The sequence below is a fragment of the Rhodococcus sp. 114MFTsu3.1 genome (assembly GCF_000383555.1).
GTDB lineage: Bacteria > Actinomycetota > Actinomycetes > Mycobacteriales > Mycobacteriaceae > Rhodococcoides > Rhodococcoides fascians_E.
The window spans coordinates 55,451-74,457 of record NZ_KB911547.1; the positions used below are offsets into that span (position 1 = coordinate 55,451).

Consider the following 19,007-nt stretch of genomic DNA (forward strand, 5'->3'; position numbering starts at 1 on the left):
CCCCCTACATCTGATTGGACGCAACCGGCCGGTGGTTCGGTTCCATCGGATCCGAAGAATCTTCGAAGCGATGTGCGAATCTACCGAGCCGGCGAGACGGACAAGCTCGACACCGCCCGCGCACAGTCGTCAATCAACGCGTCCGCGAAGCCCGCAGAACTCTGGCATCCGATGCTGACCTGCAGCCCGCCGTCGACGAAGACGTGCCACTGCACCGTCGAACCGTCGGGCGGGTTCTCCACGTACGAGATGCCCACTCGCTCACCGAAATCGGTCGCGGCGGTGAATTCCACGATCGACCCCTCGTCGCTGCGCGCGTCGAGTTGTCGCTGCAGATCCTCGGCCACCGAATCCAACGATGCACCCGGTGTCAGTTCCGTCGAGGAGAGGACGATCCGCCGCTCGGGAAAGTCCGGCGGTATCAACAGAAGTCGCGTCTGCTCGCTGCGCGTCGTCCAGGTCGCAGGCCCGGCGATACTGACTCTCCCGAACTCCGACCGTGAGACCGGGTCCGGCGTCGAATTCGGTGTCGACACGGGCGTCGAGCGCTCGGCGGCCCGCGTCGACGATCCGGCTACCGGCGGCTCGGACGTCGGCGCCACTGCCGGGACGGGTCGAGAGGATGCAGGCTGGGCGGAAACAGGCTGGGCGGAAGGTACAGGTTTCTCCGCGCGGAACACGAAGAACACCAGCCCGCCGAGCAGGAGGACGAGAGCCAGCGCGCCGACAGCCGGCGCGGGAACACGGCGCGTCGGAGGCGACGGCGCGGTCGCCTCGGTCAACCACGCCGCGGCTCGGCCCAACGGCACCGGCGGGTGCACCGTGGGATCTGCTCGAAAGTCACCGGCCCCCACTTCACCGCGCACCCCGGCCGCGTAGATGTCTGCTGCGAACGGACTGGCCCAGTCGGGGGTGTCCGCGGCCGGCTCGTACGCCGAGCCCGCGTCTGCCGAACGGTACGAATCCCCGGGTGCGTCACCCGGATCCGACAGTCCGACGGCGGCCGCCATCGATCGAACGACGGTCGGACCCGTCGCACGGTGAATCCGATACGCGTGCAGGTCGTCCGACGCTGGCTCGCCGACGCCGGGTCCGGTGAGTCCGGGCAGGACGGGTTCGTCGCCTGTCGTCGAGAGGACGAAAACGTCGACTCGTCCACGCCTGGGTTCGGCCGCGACGAGAGCAGCCACACGGTCGAGAACGGAGCGGCTCGCGGCGGCGTCGACATCGATGTCTCTGCTGCCCACCGCGTCCCAGCGCACATCGCGAACGTAGCCGTGTGGCTGCCCGTCGACCCCCGGCTCGTCTCGCCGTCGATCGAGACCGACGACGACCGAGCTGAGATCGTCGACCTCGACGACCACAGCAGACTCGGGGGCACGCTCTCCGAGCGATCGAACGACCGCCGTCGCGGAGTCGATCACCGTCACCTCACAGGCCGAGGAACGGACGGCTCGCCGTGCGACGTCGCGGCGAGCGTCACCCCACGCCGACGGACACGCGATCTCGAGCAGGTCCACGTGACCCACGACGCCGGACCGTGCGAGTGCGTCGCCCACGATTCCGCCGAACACCCGAGCCGTGGGAACTACGGTCGATCCGACGAGTACGGCTTCGTCGTCGACGAACGACCACGGTCGCCGCTCGGTCTCGGAGACGGCCGCTGCATGCTCGGCCGCCACGTCCGGCGGATCGGAACGCAGGAAGAGCAGGGTGCCTTCGTCCATCGTCAGCGCGATGTCGAACCTGGTGCACTGCACTCCAGCCGCCGAACTCACCAACACGGACACGCAATCCTCACCGAGGTGAACTGCGGCGTAGGTTCCAGCGGAGTCTGCGGCCCGCACCCTCATGCCGGGGACCAGGCCAGTTGCACGAGCGACTGTCCACGCCGGTCCACCAACATTCCCCGTCCCGGCGGCATCGGCGACGGTTTGACCGTTCCGACGAGGTTGCCCTCGTCACGAGAGCCGCTCATCACCAACCCCGGTGACACGAGATCGCGGATGCGCGAGATCACCGGGTCGTACATCGTCCGCGAGGCTCCGCCGGACCGCCGCGCGACGACGAGGTGCAGGCCGATGTCTCGCGCGTGCGGAAGGTATTCCGTCAACGGCGTCAGGGGATTTCCCGACGCGGTGGCCACGAGATCGTAATCGTCGACGATCACGAAGATGTCCGGCCCGGTCCACCACGACCGTTCGCGAAGTTGCTGCGACGTGACGTCCGGGCCTGGCATGCGTTCGGCCAGTTTGGACGCCAGCTCGGTCATCATGGTGGTCAGAACCGGCTGCGACGCGGCGTATCCGGCCAGATGATCGGTGTCCACCAGACCGAGCATCGTCCGTCGATAGTCCGCGAAGATGATCTTGACCTGCTGAGGCGTGTTCGCTTCCACGAGTGAGGAGCTGATGGACTTCAGCAACGACGTCTTTCCGCATTCGGTGTCTCCGAACACGAGGAAGTGGGCTTGCTCGGCGAAGTCGATCGCGACGGGTTTCAGTTCGGCCTCGTCGATGCCGAGCGGAACCCACAGCTCCGCGACGTCTCCGCGCACCCGCGGCCATCGACCGACCAGTACCCGCCTGAGGTCCGCGAGGGGCAAGCTGTCCGGAAGCATGCGTACGGCAGGAGCGGCTCTGTCGCCGTATCGAGCCGAAACACTGCGCAGCGCAGCGGTGATTCCTGCGCCCAAATCCGTGGTCGACGACGCACCGTCGAGGCGCGGTAGGCCGACCAGCAGGTGCAGCCCGTCCTTCGTGATTCCGCGGCCGGGCCTGTTCTCCGGCACCCTGGCCGCCTTGACCCGTCCGAACTCCGAGTCCGATGCGTCACCGAGACGGAGCTCGATTCGAGTACCGATCAGGTCCTTCGTCGCGGGCCGGATCTCGGCCCACCGCGTCGCAGTGACGACGAGATGGACGCCGTACGACAGCCCCTGCGCGGCGACGGCGGCGAGCTGCTGCTCCAGCGGCTCGAAATCCGTTCTGATGCTCCCCCACCCGTCGATGACCAGGAACACGTCTCCGAACGAATCCTCGGGATCGACGGGATGCTCGGTCCGTCGGCGTCTGAATTCGGCCATCGAATCGATACCCCGTTGGCGGAAGAGACGCTCACGGCGACTGATCACCGACGTCACCTCGGCGACCGTGCGACGAACACGATCGACGTCGAGCCTGCTCGCCGTCGAGCCCACGTGAGGGAGGTCGATCAATGCGTTGAGGGTTCCACCGCCGAAATCGAGGCAGTAGAACTGCACTTGCTCCGGCGTGTGCGTCGACGCCATGGACATGATCAGAGTGCGCACGGCAGTCGACTTTCCGGTCTGGGGACCACCGACTATCGCCAGATGCCCCTGTGCGCCGGACAGATCGACCTGCAGGAGATCTCGGCGCTGATCGAACGGTCTGTCGACGATGCCGATCGGTGCCCGCAGCGTCGCCGGTCGCTGGGCGAGCGCCGCCGGATCCGTGGCTCCGACCAGGCTGTCGAGCGCCGGCGACCGGTCGAGCGGAGGGAGCCAGACGTCGTGAGCCGGGTTACCGTGCCCACGAACACGTTCGACGACGACGTCCAGAACCGTACGGACGTCCTGAGTGTCGTCCACGCTCGTGGCGCCGTCCGCCAGGAGGTCCGCGGTGTCGACCGGGTGCGTTTCCTCCACCTCGCGCGCCCGGTCGCCGGGCGAAACCGGTACGGGGAACGCACCGAACAGCTTCGGAACGATGTCGACGTCCGTACGTCCGTTCACCTGACGTGCCGTACGCGGACGAACGTACGGACCCGACACGTAGGACGCCGCGAACCGCATGATCTCGGCAGAGTCGCACTTGAGGTAGCCCGCGCCGGGTTGCGCCGGCAGGTGGTAGGCGTCGGGAACCCCCAGGACCGTCCGAGACTCGTTCGCCGAGAACGTCTTCAATCCGATCCGGTACGACAGGTGGCTGTCCAGCCCGCGAAGCTTGCCTTCCTCGAGTCGCTGACTGGCCAGCAGCAGGTGCATGTGCAGCGATCGTCCGAGACGTCCGATGGCAACGAAGAGATCGGCGAATTCCGGCTGCTGACTGAGCAACTCCGAGAATTCGTCGACGACGATGAACAGTGCGGGCATCGGCGCCAAGGCCGCGCCGGACGATCGGGCTTTCTCGTAGTCCGTGACGTTGGCGAAGTTACCGGCGTCTCGGAGGAGTTCCTGACGGCGGTTCATCTCACCGGCCAGCGCATCCTTCATCCGGTCCACGAGTGCGAGGTCGTCGGACAGGTTGGTGATCACGGCGGCGACGTGCGGCGCGTCCTCGAGCCCGGCGAACGTCGCGCCACCCTTGAAGTCCACGAGGACCAGGTTCAACTGATCCGGGGAGTGGGTCGCCACCAACCCCAGAACCAATGTCCGGAGAAACTCCGATTTTCCCGATCCCGTTGCACCGATGCACAGTCCGTGCGGACCCATGCCGTTCTCCGCGGATTCCTTCAGGTCGATCTCGACCGCGCTTCCGTCGGGCGCGACGCCTATCGGTACTCGCAGCCGGTCGCGCCCACGCCTCGGCGTCCACACACGCATCGGATCGAGGTCACCGACATCGGGGATCGCGAGCAGTCGGTTCCATGTCGATATCGACTCACCCTCGTCGACGGTGACGTCGCTGTGCCGAGCGGTGGTCGTACGGAAGGGAGACAGCCGGCGCGCCACCGTTTCCGCTGCTGCGACACTCAGCGTGTCCGCCTGCCCGAAGATCTCGACGCCGGGGCCGCTGACCGCACCCACCGTTCCGTTCTCGGTGACGAGTCGCAGCCCTCGACTGGACGCGAGCGACGTCGCGAATCCGGAGAGATCCAGCACCGTGACCGCCTCCAACCCGGTTCGTGTCACGTCGGTGCCACTGTTGTCCAGCAATCCCCCGTCGACGACGATCACGATGTGCGCGACACCGGCTGTTGCCGGCGCGCCGCGCGTGAACCTGTTGCGCAGTGAAAGTTGCTCGCCCAGAGCACCTTCGAGTTCGAGGAACGAGCCGTAGATCATCCGAGCACTGCCGACTCCGTCTTCGAGAAGCTCGTGCTGCGCGTGCGGGAGCCACTTGATCCAGTCCCAGTGCATCACCGTGTCCGGCCCGCACACCACTGCGATGCGCACCTGATCCGGGTCGTGGAAGGTGCACAGCGACGCGATCATCGCACGCACCGTCGCCCTCGCAGCGGAACGGTCCCCGGTGAGGGCGATCGCCGCGAATCCGCGCAGCGACAGCGCGGTCGGCAGGTCGTTCACGACCGAATGCGCACGCACGAAGCGCCTGAGGGATACCGCCGACACCGGCTCCAATTCCTCGACCGGGCCGGTTTCCGGTGGCACGAGCCGGGTGGCCAATCTCTGCGTGCCACGGCCGATCCGCACGTGGCAGAAATCGGGGTCCGCGGTGCGTCGTTCCCACATTCGGTGGGTTCCGGCGAACGACCAGAGGACGGCCGGATCCGGATGCGACCATTCGAGGGCTGTGCGCTGTGCGTCGGCCGTGACGCGCACGTCCTTGCGCAATTGGTCCAGGTAACGAAGGTAGTCCTTGCGGTCCTCGTTCGCCTCGGCGGTCCGCGCGCCGCCGCCTTTTCCTCCGCCCGCGACCATCCCCAGCATCGATACCAGCATCATCGCCGGGAACATCAGCATCATGGGGTTCGCGGCCATGCCGGAGGTGAACATCAACGCGACCATGCCGACCATCGCCGCCACCATGACCACCGGCATGAGCTTCATCAGCAGATTTCCCGGCACGATCCGAGGAATTTCCGGCGGCGCCTGAAGGGTGACCTCGCCACCAGGGGTTCTGGGCACCGGACGGCGGGCACCACGAACGAAACGAACCGTACTCACGCTGCTGCCCCCACCGTCTCGCGCTGTCCCCCCCGACACGAAGACCGCGCTCGTTCCCAGGCGAGAGCGACTCCGGCCCGAAGGCTAACGCATGCGCGCACGGTGAGCCAGCCCTCGCGTCGAGCGTCGGAATAGCTCGCAGTCCTCGCTGGTTGTCTTCACGAAGAGCGTTCGGTCGCTCTCGAACACGATATTTCTCGTCGAAAGGCTGGCAGCGCGCATGTCCTCATCCCCGTCGCAACCGTTCTCCGTACCGGTGTCGATCCTCGATCTGGCACACATAGGTCCAGGTGAAAGCGTCAGGGACAGCTTCGATGCGAGCGTCGAACTCGCTCGACACGCGGAGAAATGGGGTTACCGGCGAATCTGGTACGCCGAGCACCACAACATGCGCACCATCGCGTCGTCGGCGACCAGTGTGCTGATCGGTCACGTCGCCGCGAACACAACCACCATCCGGCTCGGGTCGGGCGGAGTGATGTTGCCCAACCACGCGCCGCTGACGATCGCAGAGCAGTTCGGCACCCTGGCCACGCTGCACCCGGGACGCATCGATCTGGGCCTCGGCCGAGCACCGGGCAGCGACCAACAGACCATGCGTGCGATGCGCCGAGACCCGTCGTCGGCGGACCGCTTCCCGCAGGAAGTTCAGGAATTGCAGGGGTTCCTCTCCGACAATTCTCTCGTGCCGGGCGTGGTGGCAACGCCGGGAGCAGGCACGGGGGTACCGCTGTACATTCTGGGGTCGTCGTTGTTCGGCGCGCAGCTCGCGGCCGCGCTCGGTCTGCCGTTCGCTTTCGCGTCGCACTTCGCACCCGATGCGCTCGAGCAGGCCGTATCGATCTATCGCCGTGAGTTCCGCCCGTCGGACCAGCTGGACGCCCCCTACGTCATCGCAGGTGTCAACGTGATCGCGGCCGACACCGAAGCCGATGCGCAGCAACAGTTCCTCGCGACCAAACGCAGTCGCGTCAGCCTGCTGCTCGGCCGTGGGCGAACCTTCACCGACGAGGAAGCGGACATGCTTCTCGACGCGCCGCAGGGCCGACAGATCATGCAGATGACCAAGTATTCGGCGGTGGGAACACCGGCAACGGTCCGGGATTACCTCGATCGGTTCGTACGCCACGCCGACGCCGACGAGTTGATCGTGGCGTCCGGGGTCGTCGACCGAGCGTCGTGGCTGCGGTCCTACGAACTCCTTGCCGAGGCGACGAATCTGCGGAGCGAGGAACCTGCGACCAGCGCAGTCTGATCGAACCGTCCGGCACGTCGCCGCAGGCCCCTGCTTCCGAGTATCGTGGGCCACGCTCGTAGCCAGGGGGGCACGAGCGGGGTGACTGTGCACGACGGGGGAACATCAGTGACGAGGGACGAGCAGTGACGGGGGATGTTTCGCAGGCCGTGAACGGACACGGCGCGCGGTTGCAGCCGAACTCGGTGGAACCGAGCACCAGGAGCGACGTGCGGGATCGTGGCGCTGCAGCGCCGCTCGACCTGTGTCGACTGACGGTGCTCGGCAAATCCGCACAGGTGGACATGGCTCTACCCACCGACGTGCCGATCTCGCTGTTGATCCCCGGCATCGTGGACATCGTCGACTCCCGTGCAACAGCTGCCAACGACAGACACGGCCGAGACTGGGTGCTGTCGAAAGTGGGGATGCCGCCGATCTCGGGCACGGCAACGCTCAACGAGGCATCGGTTCGCGACGGTGAGCTGCTCGTTCTCGGTACCGCCGACGCCCCGGCGCTACCTCCCCTTCACGACGATCTGATGTTCGCGGTGGCGTCCGTCGACAGCTCGGGGGATGGCTCGAGGGACGGCCTCTGGACAGCCGCCACCGCGCGGCGAGTGGGTTTCGTGACAAGTGCGTCGGCGGTGTTGCTCGCCTGCATCGCCGTGATGCTTCCACTGCTGCAACTCGGCGGTCGCGTCGACGCCGGTGAGGTCGGCGCCCGGAGCGTCACTGCAGCCGTGGCCGCGGCGACGACCGCAGTGCTGATGATCGTCGCGGGAACCGTCGTCGGGAGATTCTATCGGGACGACAGCACCGGTGTTTTTCTGTCCGCATGCGCGCTCCCACTTATGTTCGTGGCCGGATCTCGGTTCGTTCCAGGAGAATTCGGGGCACCACACCTCCTGCTCGGCGGGGCTCTGGTCGGCGCCTCAGCCGTTCTTGCACTGCGTACCGGCGGCCACGGATCCGCAGTGTTCACCGCGGCGAGTGCCGCAGCAGTCACCGTGTGCGCAGGCGCAACGGTGTCGATGTTCACCGATCTTCCGGTGAGCACCATCGGAGCGGGGACCACCGTGGTTGCGTTGGCCGCCTTGGCGGCCGCACCTCGTGTGTCGATGATGCAGGCAGGACTTCCACTACCTCCCGTACCGACGGCAGGAGCTCCGCTCGACGACGCAGGCGACGAAGACCCCACCGGCGCGGCCGAACTCGCCGATCGGGCGCGGCGAGCCCGTAGTCACCTGACCGGTCTCGTGTGTGCCGGCGGCGCGGCGGCCACGGGTGGCGCCCTTCTGGCTGCGCTCGGATCGAGCGACGCCATCTATCGGCCGGGCGTGTCCCTTGCACTCGCGACGGCCTTGCTCCTGCTGTTGCGCGGGCGAACCTTCGCGCAGGTGACCCACGCGCTTCCTCTCGTCCTCGGCGGTGCTTCGATCCTTCTGACTTTGCTCGCGGCCGTCGTGTTCACGCCGGCCGTATCCGATTCGGACGCGATCCAGCCGGCAGTCTTCGTCGCATGCGTCGCTGTGGCGCTCGTGGCGCTGTTCTTCGGTTCGGCCGTGCCCACCCGGGAGTACTCCCCGGTCCTTCGGCGCACTGCAGAACTGATCGAGTACGCGGCGATCGCCACCGTGATCCCACTGGCGTGCTGGGTGTGTGGCTTGTACACGGCCATGCGCGCGCTGTGACGGTCCGATCGAGTCGGCGCGCCCGGGCACGAACACTGACGGTTCCGATCGCTGCCGCGATGATCTCGGCAACCGTCGGAGCCGGAGTCGCGAGCGCGGACCGGCCCGTCGTCGATCCGGGGCTGCTGCCCGAACCGGGGCCTGCCGCCCCTCTCGATCCCACCGAGCAACGAAACGCCTGTGTTCCTGTCTCGGAGATCCCGGACGGCAGCGCGATTCCCGCCGAGCTTCAGGCTCTGGACTTCGCGTCCGTGTGGCCCATCACCCGAGGCGCCGGGCAGGTCGTCGCCGTTATCGACACGGGCGTCTCACCGCACCCGCGACTGCCTGGTCTGCGGCCGGGAGGCGACTACGTTCACACGGGCGACGGACTGTCCGATTGCGACGCCCACGGAACTCTCGTCGCCGGTCTCATCGCCGGGTCACGGGTGGAGGGCAGCGGCTTCGCCGGCGGCGCTCCGGAAGCACAGATTCTGTCGATCCGTCAGTCGAGCAACGCGTTTCGGATCGTCCGCGAAGGCGGTGAGCCCGACTCCGAGGATCCTGCTGCAGCGAACGCGTCGGGCTACGGCAACGTGATGACGATGGCGATGGCCGTACGCACTGCCGCGGACCTCGGCGCGACCGTCATCAACATCTCCGAGGTGGCGTGCGTACCGGGTGGGACGGGTCCTGTCGACGGCCCCCTGGGCGCGGCCGTCGAGTACGCCGCCACGGTCAAGGACGTCGTCGTGGTCGCAGCCGCAGGCAACACCGGAGGCGGCGGGTCCGCGTGCGCCACGCAGAACCCCCTACCCGACCCGACCGATCCGTTCGCCGATCAATGGGATCGCGTCGCCACGATCGCAACACCGGCATGGTTCGACGATCAGGTTCTCACCGTCGGGTCGGTGAACCCCGACGGATCACCGGCGGCGTTCACCCTCGCGGGCCCGTGGGTCGACGTCGCGGCACCGGGCACGGCGATGACGTCTCTGTCGCCGACGGGCACCGGACTCGCCGGCGGCACCATCGACAATCAGGGCGGTGTGACTCCGATTCAAGGAACGAGTTTCTCGGCTCCCCTGGTCGCCGCGGTTGCTGCACTGATCAGGGCGCACCGGCCCGACCTTCGCGCCGCCCAGGTCATCGAACGCATCGAGGCCACAGCGCACGCACCCGCCGAGGGCTGGAATCCTTTCGTCGGTCACGGCGTCGTCGATCCGCTGGCCGCGGTTACCGGGCAGGTACTCGACGACTCTGCGCATTTCCCTGCCTCGCCGGTCGACATCGCCGCGCCACTCGTGCCGGAGCCGCCCGACACCCAGCCGCGGACGGTGGCTCTGACCGGCGCGGCGGCGGTCGGTGTCGTCCTCGTTCTCGGTCTCGGATTGTCACTGCCCCTGCGGCGCCGAGTCCTCCCTCATTCGGATGGAAGCAGGGCTGCGTCCGGATCTGGTCCGACACCGTCGTGAGCGGTCAAGGCTGCGTCTCGACTCAAAGCCGGCCCCACGCCGAGCAATTCGACTATCTGCCAGGGTGCGGACGCAGCCGCTCCGAAGCCGAGTGCCTTGGCCGCGTCCGCATCCGCGACCCCGTACCGCACGCCGGTGTCGGCCACGAAGAAGTATCCGTCTCGTCGCACGCTCGTCGGCGAGATCCCCGTGGTCTGCACGAAACCTCCGCTACCCGGCTGCACGAACACTTCGTCGGCCGCAGGTCCCCCACCGTCGGCCTGGGCCAACGCAACGGGTCGAGCAGAGTCCGGCAGCGGAAGCACTCTGCCCGAGGAGAATTCGAGACGTGCGGTGGGGCCGCCGTCGGGCGCGTCCTGTGGGAGCCAGGCCACGCAGGCCACCGGCTCGGACCGACGATCGACGATCGACGGCCGGGACCGCGGAAAAGTCTTCACCCCGAGCGAGTCGGCCGACGGTGCATCGCTGAGTGCGTCGGGAGTCAACGAGTCGATCTCCGGACTCCCCTGCGAGTCGGCGAACGTGATCAGCTGCGCGGTGGCAACGCTGACCTCCTGAATCCCCTCGGAGAGGACCACGTAGTAACGATCCTCGGTGTCGACCACTTTCACCACCGAGCCGACGGTCTTCCCCGCGAGCGAGTAGGCGGGTGACTCGCCCGCCCGCGGAATCAGCGGCGGTGTGATCGGAGGAACCACGGGCACGGTGTTGGCCAGTGCCTCGCTGACTCCGGAGGGCACGGTGTTCTCTAGCCCGAGCGCTCGAACGACCGACCTGTCGTTCAGATCGATCGCGGCGCGTACACCGTCGTAGACGAGAAAGACCCCGTCTCCGGTCTCCCACAGGAAAGCCTGGGTGTCCTGCAATTGTTCGATGCCGTCACCGTGTCGGGGATCGCCTGCGATCACGGTCGTGCCCGCCACGGACCCCGCCGCGCCAACGGTGTCGCAGACGCTCCACGCGACCGACGTACCGTCGACGTCGTACGGCAGCGACGACGGCGCACCGGGTATGCCCACCAACGCCCCTCGCGGCCTGTTCGCGAGCTCGCTGTCCTTGACGATCGTCGGATCGTCCGCCTGCCCGACGACGAGGCGTGCCGACGCGAGATTCAGCACGGGATGGAAGGTTTCGTCGACGCGGACGAACATCGCGCCGGATTCCTTGCCGACTACGATCGCCGAGTCGCCGATCTTGTCCTGGGGCCGCAGCAGAGCGAGCGCTGCGCACCCGGCAAGTCCGATGCACGCGATCACGAGACCGACTGCGAGTGCACGGGATTGAGAGCGCATGGGGTCGTGCAGCATTCGCACGTCCCGCCGAACCAATGCGTGTTCCATTCGGCGAACGAGGAATCTGTATCCGCCGACCTGCCATTTCGTTGTCGGCGTCGCCGCCACGGTGCCCCCTACCGTTTCTTCGGACCCGACACACCCTCGGGTCCGTCCCCGGCGCACACCCTACTACCCACCCGGCCACGACCGCCGTCGACGACCGCTCGGGGACGGCGAGCACGAGGTTTCAACATCGTTGCGCACAGCGTAGAGTCGCCGCTGAGCCGCGATGGGGGTCCGGCTCGTCACACGGACAGCCTTCGGGGGGAGGATTTCATGATGGCCGCGCTACCGGGGCGCCGTCGCCCGGCCCGCACGTCGGTATTTCGAGCACCGACCCTGCGTCGAGCTCTGGGAGTCGAAGTATTCGCGGTCCTGGTCTGCCTCTCGGCGGTGCTTGCCGAGCTTCCGCCCCTCACCGTCGTGCTGTGTGCACTGCCGTTCGCGCTGCTTCCGTTCGTCGTCGTGGGCGGACGCCCCCTCCTCGACTGGGGGTTCACGTCGGCTCGATATCTGGCGGGGACCGTCCCCTCGACAGGCGTCACCACCGAGTACATCGACGGCGACGGAACCGCCGTCGGAGTGCACCGGCGAGGGACCATGGTCTCGTGTGTGTTGGAACTTCTCCCGACACCTGGAGCCACCACCAGGCTCGGACGGTCGACCGCCATGACCGACTCTGCGTTCGGCCTCGGCGACCTCACTGAATCTCTTGTCCAACACGACATTTCTCTGAGCCGAATCGACATCGTCTCGCACGGGTCGAGAACGGCACCGGGATCACCTGCGACGGACGTGTACGAGAACCTGATCGGCCCGCTCCCCGCCGTCTCGGCTCGGTCGGTGTGGGTCACCGTGACGCTGGACGAGCGGAAGAACCGTGAAGCAGTCGACGCCCGTGGCGGCGGCCGCGACGGTCTGGACCGGACGATCGCGATCGCTACCCGGCGAGTTGCGCGGGCGTTGGAGGCCGGTCGCGTACGTACTCGGACGCTCACACGCTCGGAGATTCACGCCGCCGCCTCACGCATGTGCCGCGGGACGTCGTTCGAATCCCTCACCCAGCGTTGGTCGATCGCTCCTCTGCCGGGAGTGATCAGGACCGGTTTCGGGATCGATTGCCGAGGGCTGGACACCGAAACTCTCGAAGATCTGTGGTCGGTGCCCGCGTCCACGTCGACCGTCGTCCTCCGCATCCAGCCGAGTTCGGGTGTCGGCGTGGTGTTGCTCTCCGGATCCTGCGGATTCGTCACCAGGTCGGCAGTCCCGACGCCGTCCATTCCGCGTCCGGTGTCGATGCGTGGTCGCCAACGGGAAGCCCTGCTCACGTCACTGCCACTCGCGATCACCGCCCGCGGGTACGCCGATCCCGTCAGATCCATCGACCAGGATCACGCAGCACAGCTCCGGTTGCCGACGTCGGGATGTGGGCAACTTCTCGGTTCGGACGCATCCGGCCACGGAGTCGCGGCGCGGATCCACGGCACGGACATCGGATCGGTTCACGTCGCCGGCGAGCTGTATCTCGCCCAGCAGCTGGTCTTCAGGGCTGTCGCCACGGGTGCACGTATTCTGATCCGTACCGACAGACCCCACGCGTGGGGTCCACTCGTCGACTCGCTCGCAACTCCGGAGCGGTTGAGAATCGACGGAGGCCCACACCGAACCGGTACACGGGTGGATCTGGTGGTGCACGACTTCTCCGACACGATGAGCACACCGGGTCAGGTCCGCAACGACGGGGTCACCGTGCTGACACTCACCGAGCAGATTTCACGAACACCGATGCCGGACCCGACGGTGTCCATTCACCAGCCGGGCGCGGCCGGTGATCGCATCCGGGTTCGAACGTCCACGAGCGAGGTGGAACTGGTCCTGGTCACCATCCCACAGGAGACAGCCTTCATCGGCCGACCGCGCAGTCTGCGACGTTCGAACTCGACCTACTGACCGGCTCCTAGGAATGCGGATACGGGTCGACAGCGACTCGTGCCGCTGCAGCCGACGCCCACCACCACAGCTGATCGAGCATTCGGTTCGCTGAATCCAACTCGGGGCCGGTCTCAGGAATCCGATTGCCGCCGAACACCTTTCGCGCACGTGCGAATCCGACGCTGTCTCGCACCGTCACCATGTGCAGTTCGGTTGCAACCGAACGCAACTGCTCCACCGCTCGCGCACCTCCGAACATGCCACCGTAGGACACGAACCCGATCGGCTTGCCTCGCCATTCGTACTTCAACGTGTCGAGGGCGGTCTTCACCGACGCCGGGTAACCGTGGTTGTATTCGGGCGTCACGACGACGACCGCGGCGGCCGACGAGATCGTCTCGGCCAGTCTCTCGGCACCCGCCGACGGCGACAGATCCGACTGCAGCTCCAATTCCAGCAGATCGAGCAGCGACACGGAGAACTCCGCCCGCTGCCCGGCGACATCCACGAACCACTGGGCCACCGAAGGCCCCAACCGCTGCGGCCTGACGCTCCCGACGATCACCGCGAGTTCGATGCGACCACTGCTCATCGGTCGAGCCTAACGGCGACCGGTCAACAACAGAATCCGGAGGCCGGAATCTCCGGACGGACTTCGCGGGTTGCTGCATTACGTTCGGCGAGTTCCTCGTCCCGTGGATAGTCGACACCCACCAGGGAAAGACCGTGTGCCGGAGCGACCGTCACCGCGCTGGACCTCGAGCGGGTCTCGAGCAACGACGCTGTCCACTCCGGACTTCGTCGTCCCTCCCCCACCGCCTGGAGAGCGCCCACCAAGCTCCTGACCATCGACCAGCAGAACGCGTCGGCGCTCACGTAGGCCGTGACGTGGTCGCCGTCCCGCTTCCAGTCGAACCGTTGAAGCTCCCGGACCGTGGTTGCACCCTCGCGGCGCTTGCAGAATGCGGCGAAATCGTGGAGCCCGACGAGCCTCGCCGATGCGTCGCGCATCGCGTCGAGGTCGATCTCCCGCGGCCACGACACGATTGATCGACGGTCCAACGGGTCGACTCCGTAGCGTGCCACGCTGAACCGGTACTCGTAATGTCGTCGCAGCGCCGAGAAGCGTGCGTCGAAGTCCTTGCTGACCGTCGTCAATGCCGTGACACGCACGTCGGTCGGTAGAAACCTGGCCATTCGTCGTATCAGTCGATCCGGTTCGTCGACTCCACCGACGACGTCGGCATGCGCGACCTGTCCGCGTGCGTGGACGCCCGCATCGGTGCGGCCGGCGACGGTCAACTCGACGGGCTGACGTAGCACTGTCGAGAAGGCTTCCTCGAGAACACCACACACCGTGCGGATCCCTGGCTGACGTGCCCAGCCGGAGAAGTCGGTTCCGTCGTAGGAGATGTCGAGGCGCAGTCTCCGGGACGCCGAAAAAGCGGACCCGCCGTTCCCGGTGGGAACGACGGGTCCGCTTGCGCTGAACTCCGAGACCAAAGTGGACTAGTCCTTCTTGCCCTGGTCTTCGGTGGACACAGCTTCGGCCTCGGACGCGTCCGACGCGTGGGCGTCCTTGTCCTCGATGCCCTCGACGACGGCGTCGGCGTTCTCGACCTGAGCGTCGGTCGCGTCGGCTTCGACAGCCTCGACGACGTTCTCCTCGGCCGACTCTGCAGCGGCGGGAGCCTCTGCAGCAGCCGGTGCGGTCTGCGACGCCTTCACGCGACGAGCGCGATCTGCCTCGTTGGACACCGTCTGCTCGTTGACGAGTTCGATGATGGCCATCGGTGCATTGTCGCCCTTGCGGGGGACGGTCTTGATGATGCGTGTGTAGCCACCGTCGCGATCGGCGAAGAACGGCCCGATCTCGGCGAACAGCTTGTGCACGACATCTTTGTTGTTGATCGTCTTGAGAACCTCACGACGATGAGCGAGATCACCCTTCTTGGCGTGGGTGACAAGCTTCTCGGCGTGCGGACGAAGGCGCTTGGCCTTCGACTCGGTGGTGGTGATGCGGCCGTGCTCGAAGAGTGCCGTCGCCAGGTTGGCCAGGATGGCCTTCTGGTGCGACGCCGACCCGCCGAGACGGCGGCCCTTGGTGGGCTTGGGCATGATGAATCTCCTAGTAAGAGCTCAAAGCGAGCTGATTACAGCTGTTCTGTCTCGGCGTAGTCCTGCTCGGCGCCTTCGCTGTCCGCGAAGGATCCAGCATCGGTGTCGCTCCACGTTCCCGTGGTGGCGTCGTATCCGGGCACGGTGGTCGGATCGAAGGACGCGGGGCTGTCCTTGAGCGAGAGGCCGAGCGAGTGCAGCTTGACCTTCACCTCGTCGATGGACTTCTGTCCGAAGTTACGGATGTCCAGCAGATCGGACTCGGTACGGCCAACCAGCTCGCCGACGGTGTGAACACCCTCGCGCTTGAGGCAGTTGTAGGAACGGACGGTGAGGTCCAGGTCCTCGATGGGGAGTCCGAAGGAAGCGATGTGGTCGGCCTCGGCGGGCGAGGGTCCGATCTCGATTCCTTCTGCTTCGACGTTCAGCTCACGGGCGAGGCCGAAGAGCTCAACCAGGGTCTTGCCCGCAGATGCGAGCGCGTCCCGCGCGGTGATGGAGTTCTTGGTCTCCACGTCGAGAACGAGCCGATCGAAGTCGGTGCGCTGTTCGACGCGAGTGGCCTCCACCTTGTAGGTGACCTTGAGCACGGGCGAGTAGATCGAGTCGACCGGGATACGGCCGATCTCTGCGCCCGAAGCCTTGTTCTGAACGGCGGGGACGTAACCGCGACCGCGCTCTACGACGAGCTCGATCTCCAGCTTGCCCTTGTCGTTCAAGGTCGCGATGTGCAGATCCGGGTTGTTCACCGTGACGCCGGCCGGGGGAACGATGTCGCCTGCGGTGACAGAGCCGGGGCCCTGCTTGCGGACGTACATGGTGACCGGCTCGTCCTCTTCGGAGCTCACGACGAGACCCTTGAGGTTCAGGATGATGTCGGTGACATCTTCCTTGACTCCGGGGACAGTGGTGAACTCGTGGAGAACGCCGTCGATGCGGATGCTGGTGACAGCAGCGCCGGGGATCGACGACAGCAGGGTACGGCGGAGCGAGTTGCCGAGGGTGTAACCGAAGCCAGGCTCGAGCGGCTCGATGACGAATTTCGAGCGGTTGTCGGCGATGACCTCTTCGGTCAACGTCGGGCGCTGTGAAATGAGCATTGTGTATTCCTCCTGTACGGACGTCCGCTATTTGACGTCCACGTGTGGAGGCGAGAACGCCTGCGGGTATCGATGACACCCGCAGGCGTGCTGCGCCTTACTTCGAGTAGTACTCGACGATGAGCTGCTCCTGGAGCGGCACATCGATCTGTGCGCGCTCCGGTACCCGGTGAACCAGGATGCGAAGGCGGTTGGGAACGACCTGCAGCCACGGGGCAACCGGACGATCGCCGTAGCTCTCGCGTGCAACCTGGATCGGGAGAGTCTGTGCGGACTTCTCGCGGACATCGATGATGTCGTACTGCGAGACGCGGTAGCTGGGGATGTCCACTCGCTGGTTGTTGACCAGGAAGTGTCCGTGCGTGACCAGCTGGCGTGCCTGACGACGCGTGCGAGCGAGGCCCGCACGGTAGATGACGTTGTCGAGTCGCGTCTCGAGGATCGTCAACAGGTTCTCACCGGTCTTGCCGGGGCGCTTGTTGGCTTCCTTGTAGTAGAGACGGAACTGCTTCTCCATGACGCCGTAGGTGAAGCGTGCCTTCTGCTTCTCCTGCAGCTGGAGCAGGTACTCGCTCTCCTTGATCCGCGCGCGACCGTGCTGGCCGGGCGGGTAGGGGCGACGCTCGAACGCCTGGTCGCCTCCGACGAGGTCGACGCGCAGACGACGCGACTTGCGGGTAGCGGGACCGGTATAACGTGCCATTTTCTAAACCTTCCTTCCCGCTAGACCCGACGCCGCTTGGGCGGACGGCAGCCGTTGTGCGGCTGAGGGGTGACATCGGAGATGGTGCCGACCTCCAGGCCAGCAGCCTGGAGCGAACGGATAGCGGTCTCACGGCCGGAGCCGGGACCCTTGACGAACACGTCGACCTTCTTGACGCCGTGCTCCTGCGCCTTGCGGGCAGCGTTCTCGGCTGCGAGCTGCGCGGCGAACGGAGTCGACTTACGCGAGCCCTTGAAGCCCACGTGTCCCGACGACGCCCACGAGATGACGTTGCCTGCCGGGTCGGTGATCGACACGATCGTGTTGTTGAACGTGCTCTTGATGTGCGCAGATCCGTGCGGGACGTTCTTCTTGTCCCTGCGACGCGTCTTCTGCGTCTTCTTCGGGCCTGTACCGCGTGCTTTAGGGGGCATTACTTCGCCTTCTTCTTGCCGGCAATGGTGCGCTTGGGGCCCTTACGGGTGCGCGCATTGGTCTTGGTGCGCTGTCCACGTACGGGCAGACCACGACGGTGGCGAAGGCCCTGGTAGCAGCCGATTTCGATCTTGCGACGGATGTCGGCCTGCACCTCGCGGCGCAGGTCGCCCTCGACCTTGAGGGACTCCTCGATGTACTCGCGGAGCTTGGTCAGATCTTCGTCGGACAGATCCTTCGAACGCAGATCCGGGCTCACGCCGGTTGCGTCGAGAATCTCCTTCGAGCGGGTACGGCCGACGCCGTAGATGTAAGTCAGTGCGATCTCCATGCGCTTTTCGCGCGGCAGATCCACACCTGCGAGACGTGCCATGTGGCATTCCTTTTCATGTCCGGAGGTCTGCTCCCAGTCCGTCCCCTGTGCCTCTGTACTGCCGAGAACCTTGCGGCTCTCCAAAACTCAGTGGGGCCCCGGCCTCCGTGCCGGGGGTGTGCCGCAACTCGAATGTTGCGGTTGGTGCTGGGAGGTCTTCTTCTAGCTATGTGCCAAGCAGAAACGCGAATGCTCGGTGGTTATCCCTGACGCTGCTTGTGACGCAGGTTGTCGCAGATGACCATGACTCGTCCGTTACGACGAATCACCTTGCACTTCTCGCAGATCTTCTTGACGCTCGGCTGAACCTTCACGTCGTTGATCTCCTGTGTGTAGCCCTCGCGCACCGCACAGCGGTACGTCGCGAGCATGGTTCTCTCCGACCGGACCTGGCCGGAGAAGCTTGTTACTTGTAGCGGTAAACGATGCGTCCACGCGTGAGGTCGTACGGAGAGAGCTCCACTACGACGCGATCCTCGGGGAGGATGCGAATGTAGTGCTGGCGCATCTTTCCACTGATGTGTGCGAGCACCTTGTGGCCGTTCTCGAGCTCAATGCGAAACATCGCATTGGGCAAGGGTTCGACTACCCGGCCCTCGACCTCGATGGCACCGTCTTTCTTAGCCATATCCTCCGCGTCCCTGGCTTAACACCTGGTTGATTGCATCTGTTTTGCGTTACCGTGATGCTCACTGGCCACCGACCGAAGGCCGGGGGAAGCAACCGGTCGAACAACCGCCGGCTTGCGCAGGCATGCGAAC

Annotated in this window: 16 protein-coding genes; 4 read left to right on the forward strand and 12 right to left on the reverse strand. The window is 66.0% G+C overall.

Translation table 11 applies throughout. The features are described 5' to 3' along the window. Positions 1 to 80 precede the first annotated feature (80 nt). Complete coding sequence (locus tag H292_RS0108735) at positions 81 to 1,853, reverse strand: type VII secretion-associated protein (RefSeq protein WP_020111146.1); 1,773 nt, start codon at positions 1,851 to 1,853, stop codon at positions 81 to 83. Then, positions 1,850 to 5,869, reverse strand: coding sequence for a type VII secretion protein EccCa (gene eccCa / locus H292_RS0108740; protein WP_027498696.1), 4,020 nt, complete (start codon positions 5,867 to 5,869; stop codon positions 1,850 to 1,852). The genes H292_RS0108735 and eccCa overlap by 4 nt, the downstream gene beginning before the upstream one ends. A gap of 220 nt (positions 5,870 to 6,089) precedes the next feature. Between eccCa and H292_RS0108745 the strand changes: the two genes are divergently transcribed. From H292_RS0108745 to mycP, 3 genes are all read left to right on the forward strand, one after another. Next, the gene (locus H292_RS0108745) at positions 6,090 to 7,124 is read left to right on the forward strand and encodes an LLM class flavin-dependent oxidoreductase (RefSeq protein WP_020111148.1); all 1,035 of its coding nucleotides are present in this window, start codon (positions 6,090 to 6,092) and stop codon (positions 7,122 to 7,124) included. A 125-nt stretch (positions 7,125 to 7,249) separates the two neighbouring features. Then, positions 7,250 to 8,797 (forward strand): type VII secretion integral membrane protein EccD, encoded by a 1,548-nt coding sequence (gene eccD / locus H292_RS0108750; RefSeq protein ID WP_231383797.1) that lies wholly within the window; start codon positions 7,250 to 7,252, stop codon positions 8,795 to 8,797. Next, positions 8,755 to 10,251 carry a type VII secretion-associated serine protease mycosin gene (mycP, locus tag H292_RS0108755; RefSeq protein ID WP_020111150.1) on the forward strand — a complete coding sequence of 499 codons (1,497 nt, stop codon included), beginning with the start codon at positions 8,755 to 8,757 and terminating at the stop codon, positions 10,249 to 10,251. Before eccD ends, mycP begins: the two co-directional genes overlap by 43 nt. Here the strand turns inward: mycP and eccB are convergent. After that, the gene (gene eccB / locus H292_RS0108760) at positions 10,200 to 11,651 is read right to left on the reverse strand and encodes a type VII secretion protein EccB (protein WP_020111151.1); all 1,452 of its coding nucleotides are present in this window, start codon (positions 11,649 to 11,651) and stop codon (positions 10,200 to 10,202) included. The genes mycP and eccB overlap by 52 nt on opposite strands. A gap of 213 nt (positions 11,652 to 11,864) precedes the next feature. Here eccB and eccE point away from each other — a divergent pair, with 213 nt between their 5' ends. Next, a complete protein-coding gene (eccE, locus tag H292_RS0108765; protein WP_231383798.1) occupies positions 11,865 to 13,535 on the forward strand; it encodes a type VII secretion protein EccE in 1,671 nt (556 codons plus the stop codon). A gap of 7 nt (positions 13,536 to 13,542) precedes the next feature. Here eccE and H292_RS0108770 read toward each other — a convergent pair whose 3' ends face one another. The 9 genes from H292_RS0108770 to infA all read right to left on the reverse strand — a co-directional run bounded on the left by H292_RS0108770 (position 13,543) and on the right by infA (position 18,874). Continuing rightward, positions 13,543 to 14,109, reverse strand: a complete 567-nt coding sequence (locus H292_RS0108770; protein WP_020111153.1) for an NADPH-dependent FMN reductase — start codon at positions 14,107 to 14,109, stop codon at positions 13,543 to 13,545. Positions 14,110 to 14,132: 23 nt separating this feature from the next. Next, entirely contained in the window at positions 14,133 to 15,020 is an 888-nt protein-coding gene (gene truA / locus H292_RS0108775; RefSeq protein ID WP_019663578.1) for a tRNA pseudouridine(38-40) synthase TruA, read from the reverse strand. A gap of 6 nt (positions 15,021 to 15,026) precedes the next feature. Continuing rightward, positions 15,027 to 15,635 carry a 50S ribosomal protein L17 gene (gene rplQ, locus H292_RS0108780; RefSeq protein WP_019663577.1) on the reverse strand — a complete coding sequence of 203 codons (609 nt, stop codon included), beginning with the start codon at positions 15,633 to 15,635 and terminating at the stop codon, positions 15,027 to 15,029. Positions 15,636 to 15,670: 35 nt separating this feature from the next. Next, a complete protein-coding gene (locus tag H292_RS0108785; RefSeq protein ID WP_019663576.1) occupies positions 15,671 to 16,735 on the reverse strand; it encodes a DNA-directed RNA polymerase subunit alpha in 1,065 nt (354 codons plus the stop codon). A gap of 97 nt (positions 16,736 to 16,832) precedes the next feature. Further along, positions 16,833 to 17,438 (reverse strand): 30S ribosomal protein S4, encoded by a 606-nt coding sequence (gene rpsD / locus H292_RS0108790; RefSeq protein WP_019663575.1) that lies wholly within the window; start codon positions 17,436 to 17,438, stop codon positions 16,833 to 16,835. A gap of 20 nt (positions 17,439 to 17,458) precedes the next feature. Next, positions 17,459 to 17,872, reverse strand: coding sequence for a 30S ribosomal protein S11 (gene rpsK, locus H292_RS0108795; protein WP_019663574.1), 414 nt, complete (start codon positions 17,870 to 17,872; stop codon positions 17,459 to 17,461). Next, a complete protein-coding gene (rpsM, locus tag H292_RS0108800; RefSeq protein ID WP_019663573.1) occupies positions 17,872 to 18,246 on the reverse strand; it encodes a 30S ribosomal protein S13 in 375 nt (124 codons plus the stop codon). Before rpsM ends, rpsK begins: the two co-directional genes overlap by 1 nt. A 200-nt stretch (positions 18,247 to 18,446) precedes the next feature. Continuing rightward, positions 18,447 to 18,560 carry a 50S ribosomal protein L36 gene (gene rpmJ / locus H292_RS0108805; RefSeq protein WP_025347279.1) on the reverse strand — a complete coding sequence of 38 codons (114 nt, stop codon included), beginning with the start codon at positions 18,558 to 18,560 and terminating at the stop codon, positions 18,447 to 18,449. Positions 18,561 to 18,652: 92 nt separating this feature from the next. Next, positions 18,653 to 18,874: a translation initiation factor IF-1 gene (gene infA / locus H292_RS0108810; RefSeq protein ID WP_005140011.1), complete on the reverse strand. Its 222-nt coding sequence runs from the start codon at positions 18,872 to 18,874 to the stop codon at positions 18,653 to 18,655. Positions 18,875 to 19,007 lie beyond the last annotated feature (133 nt).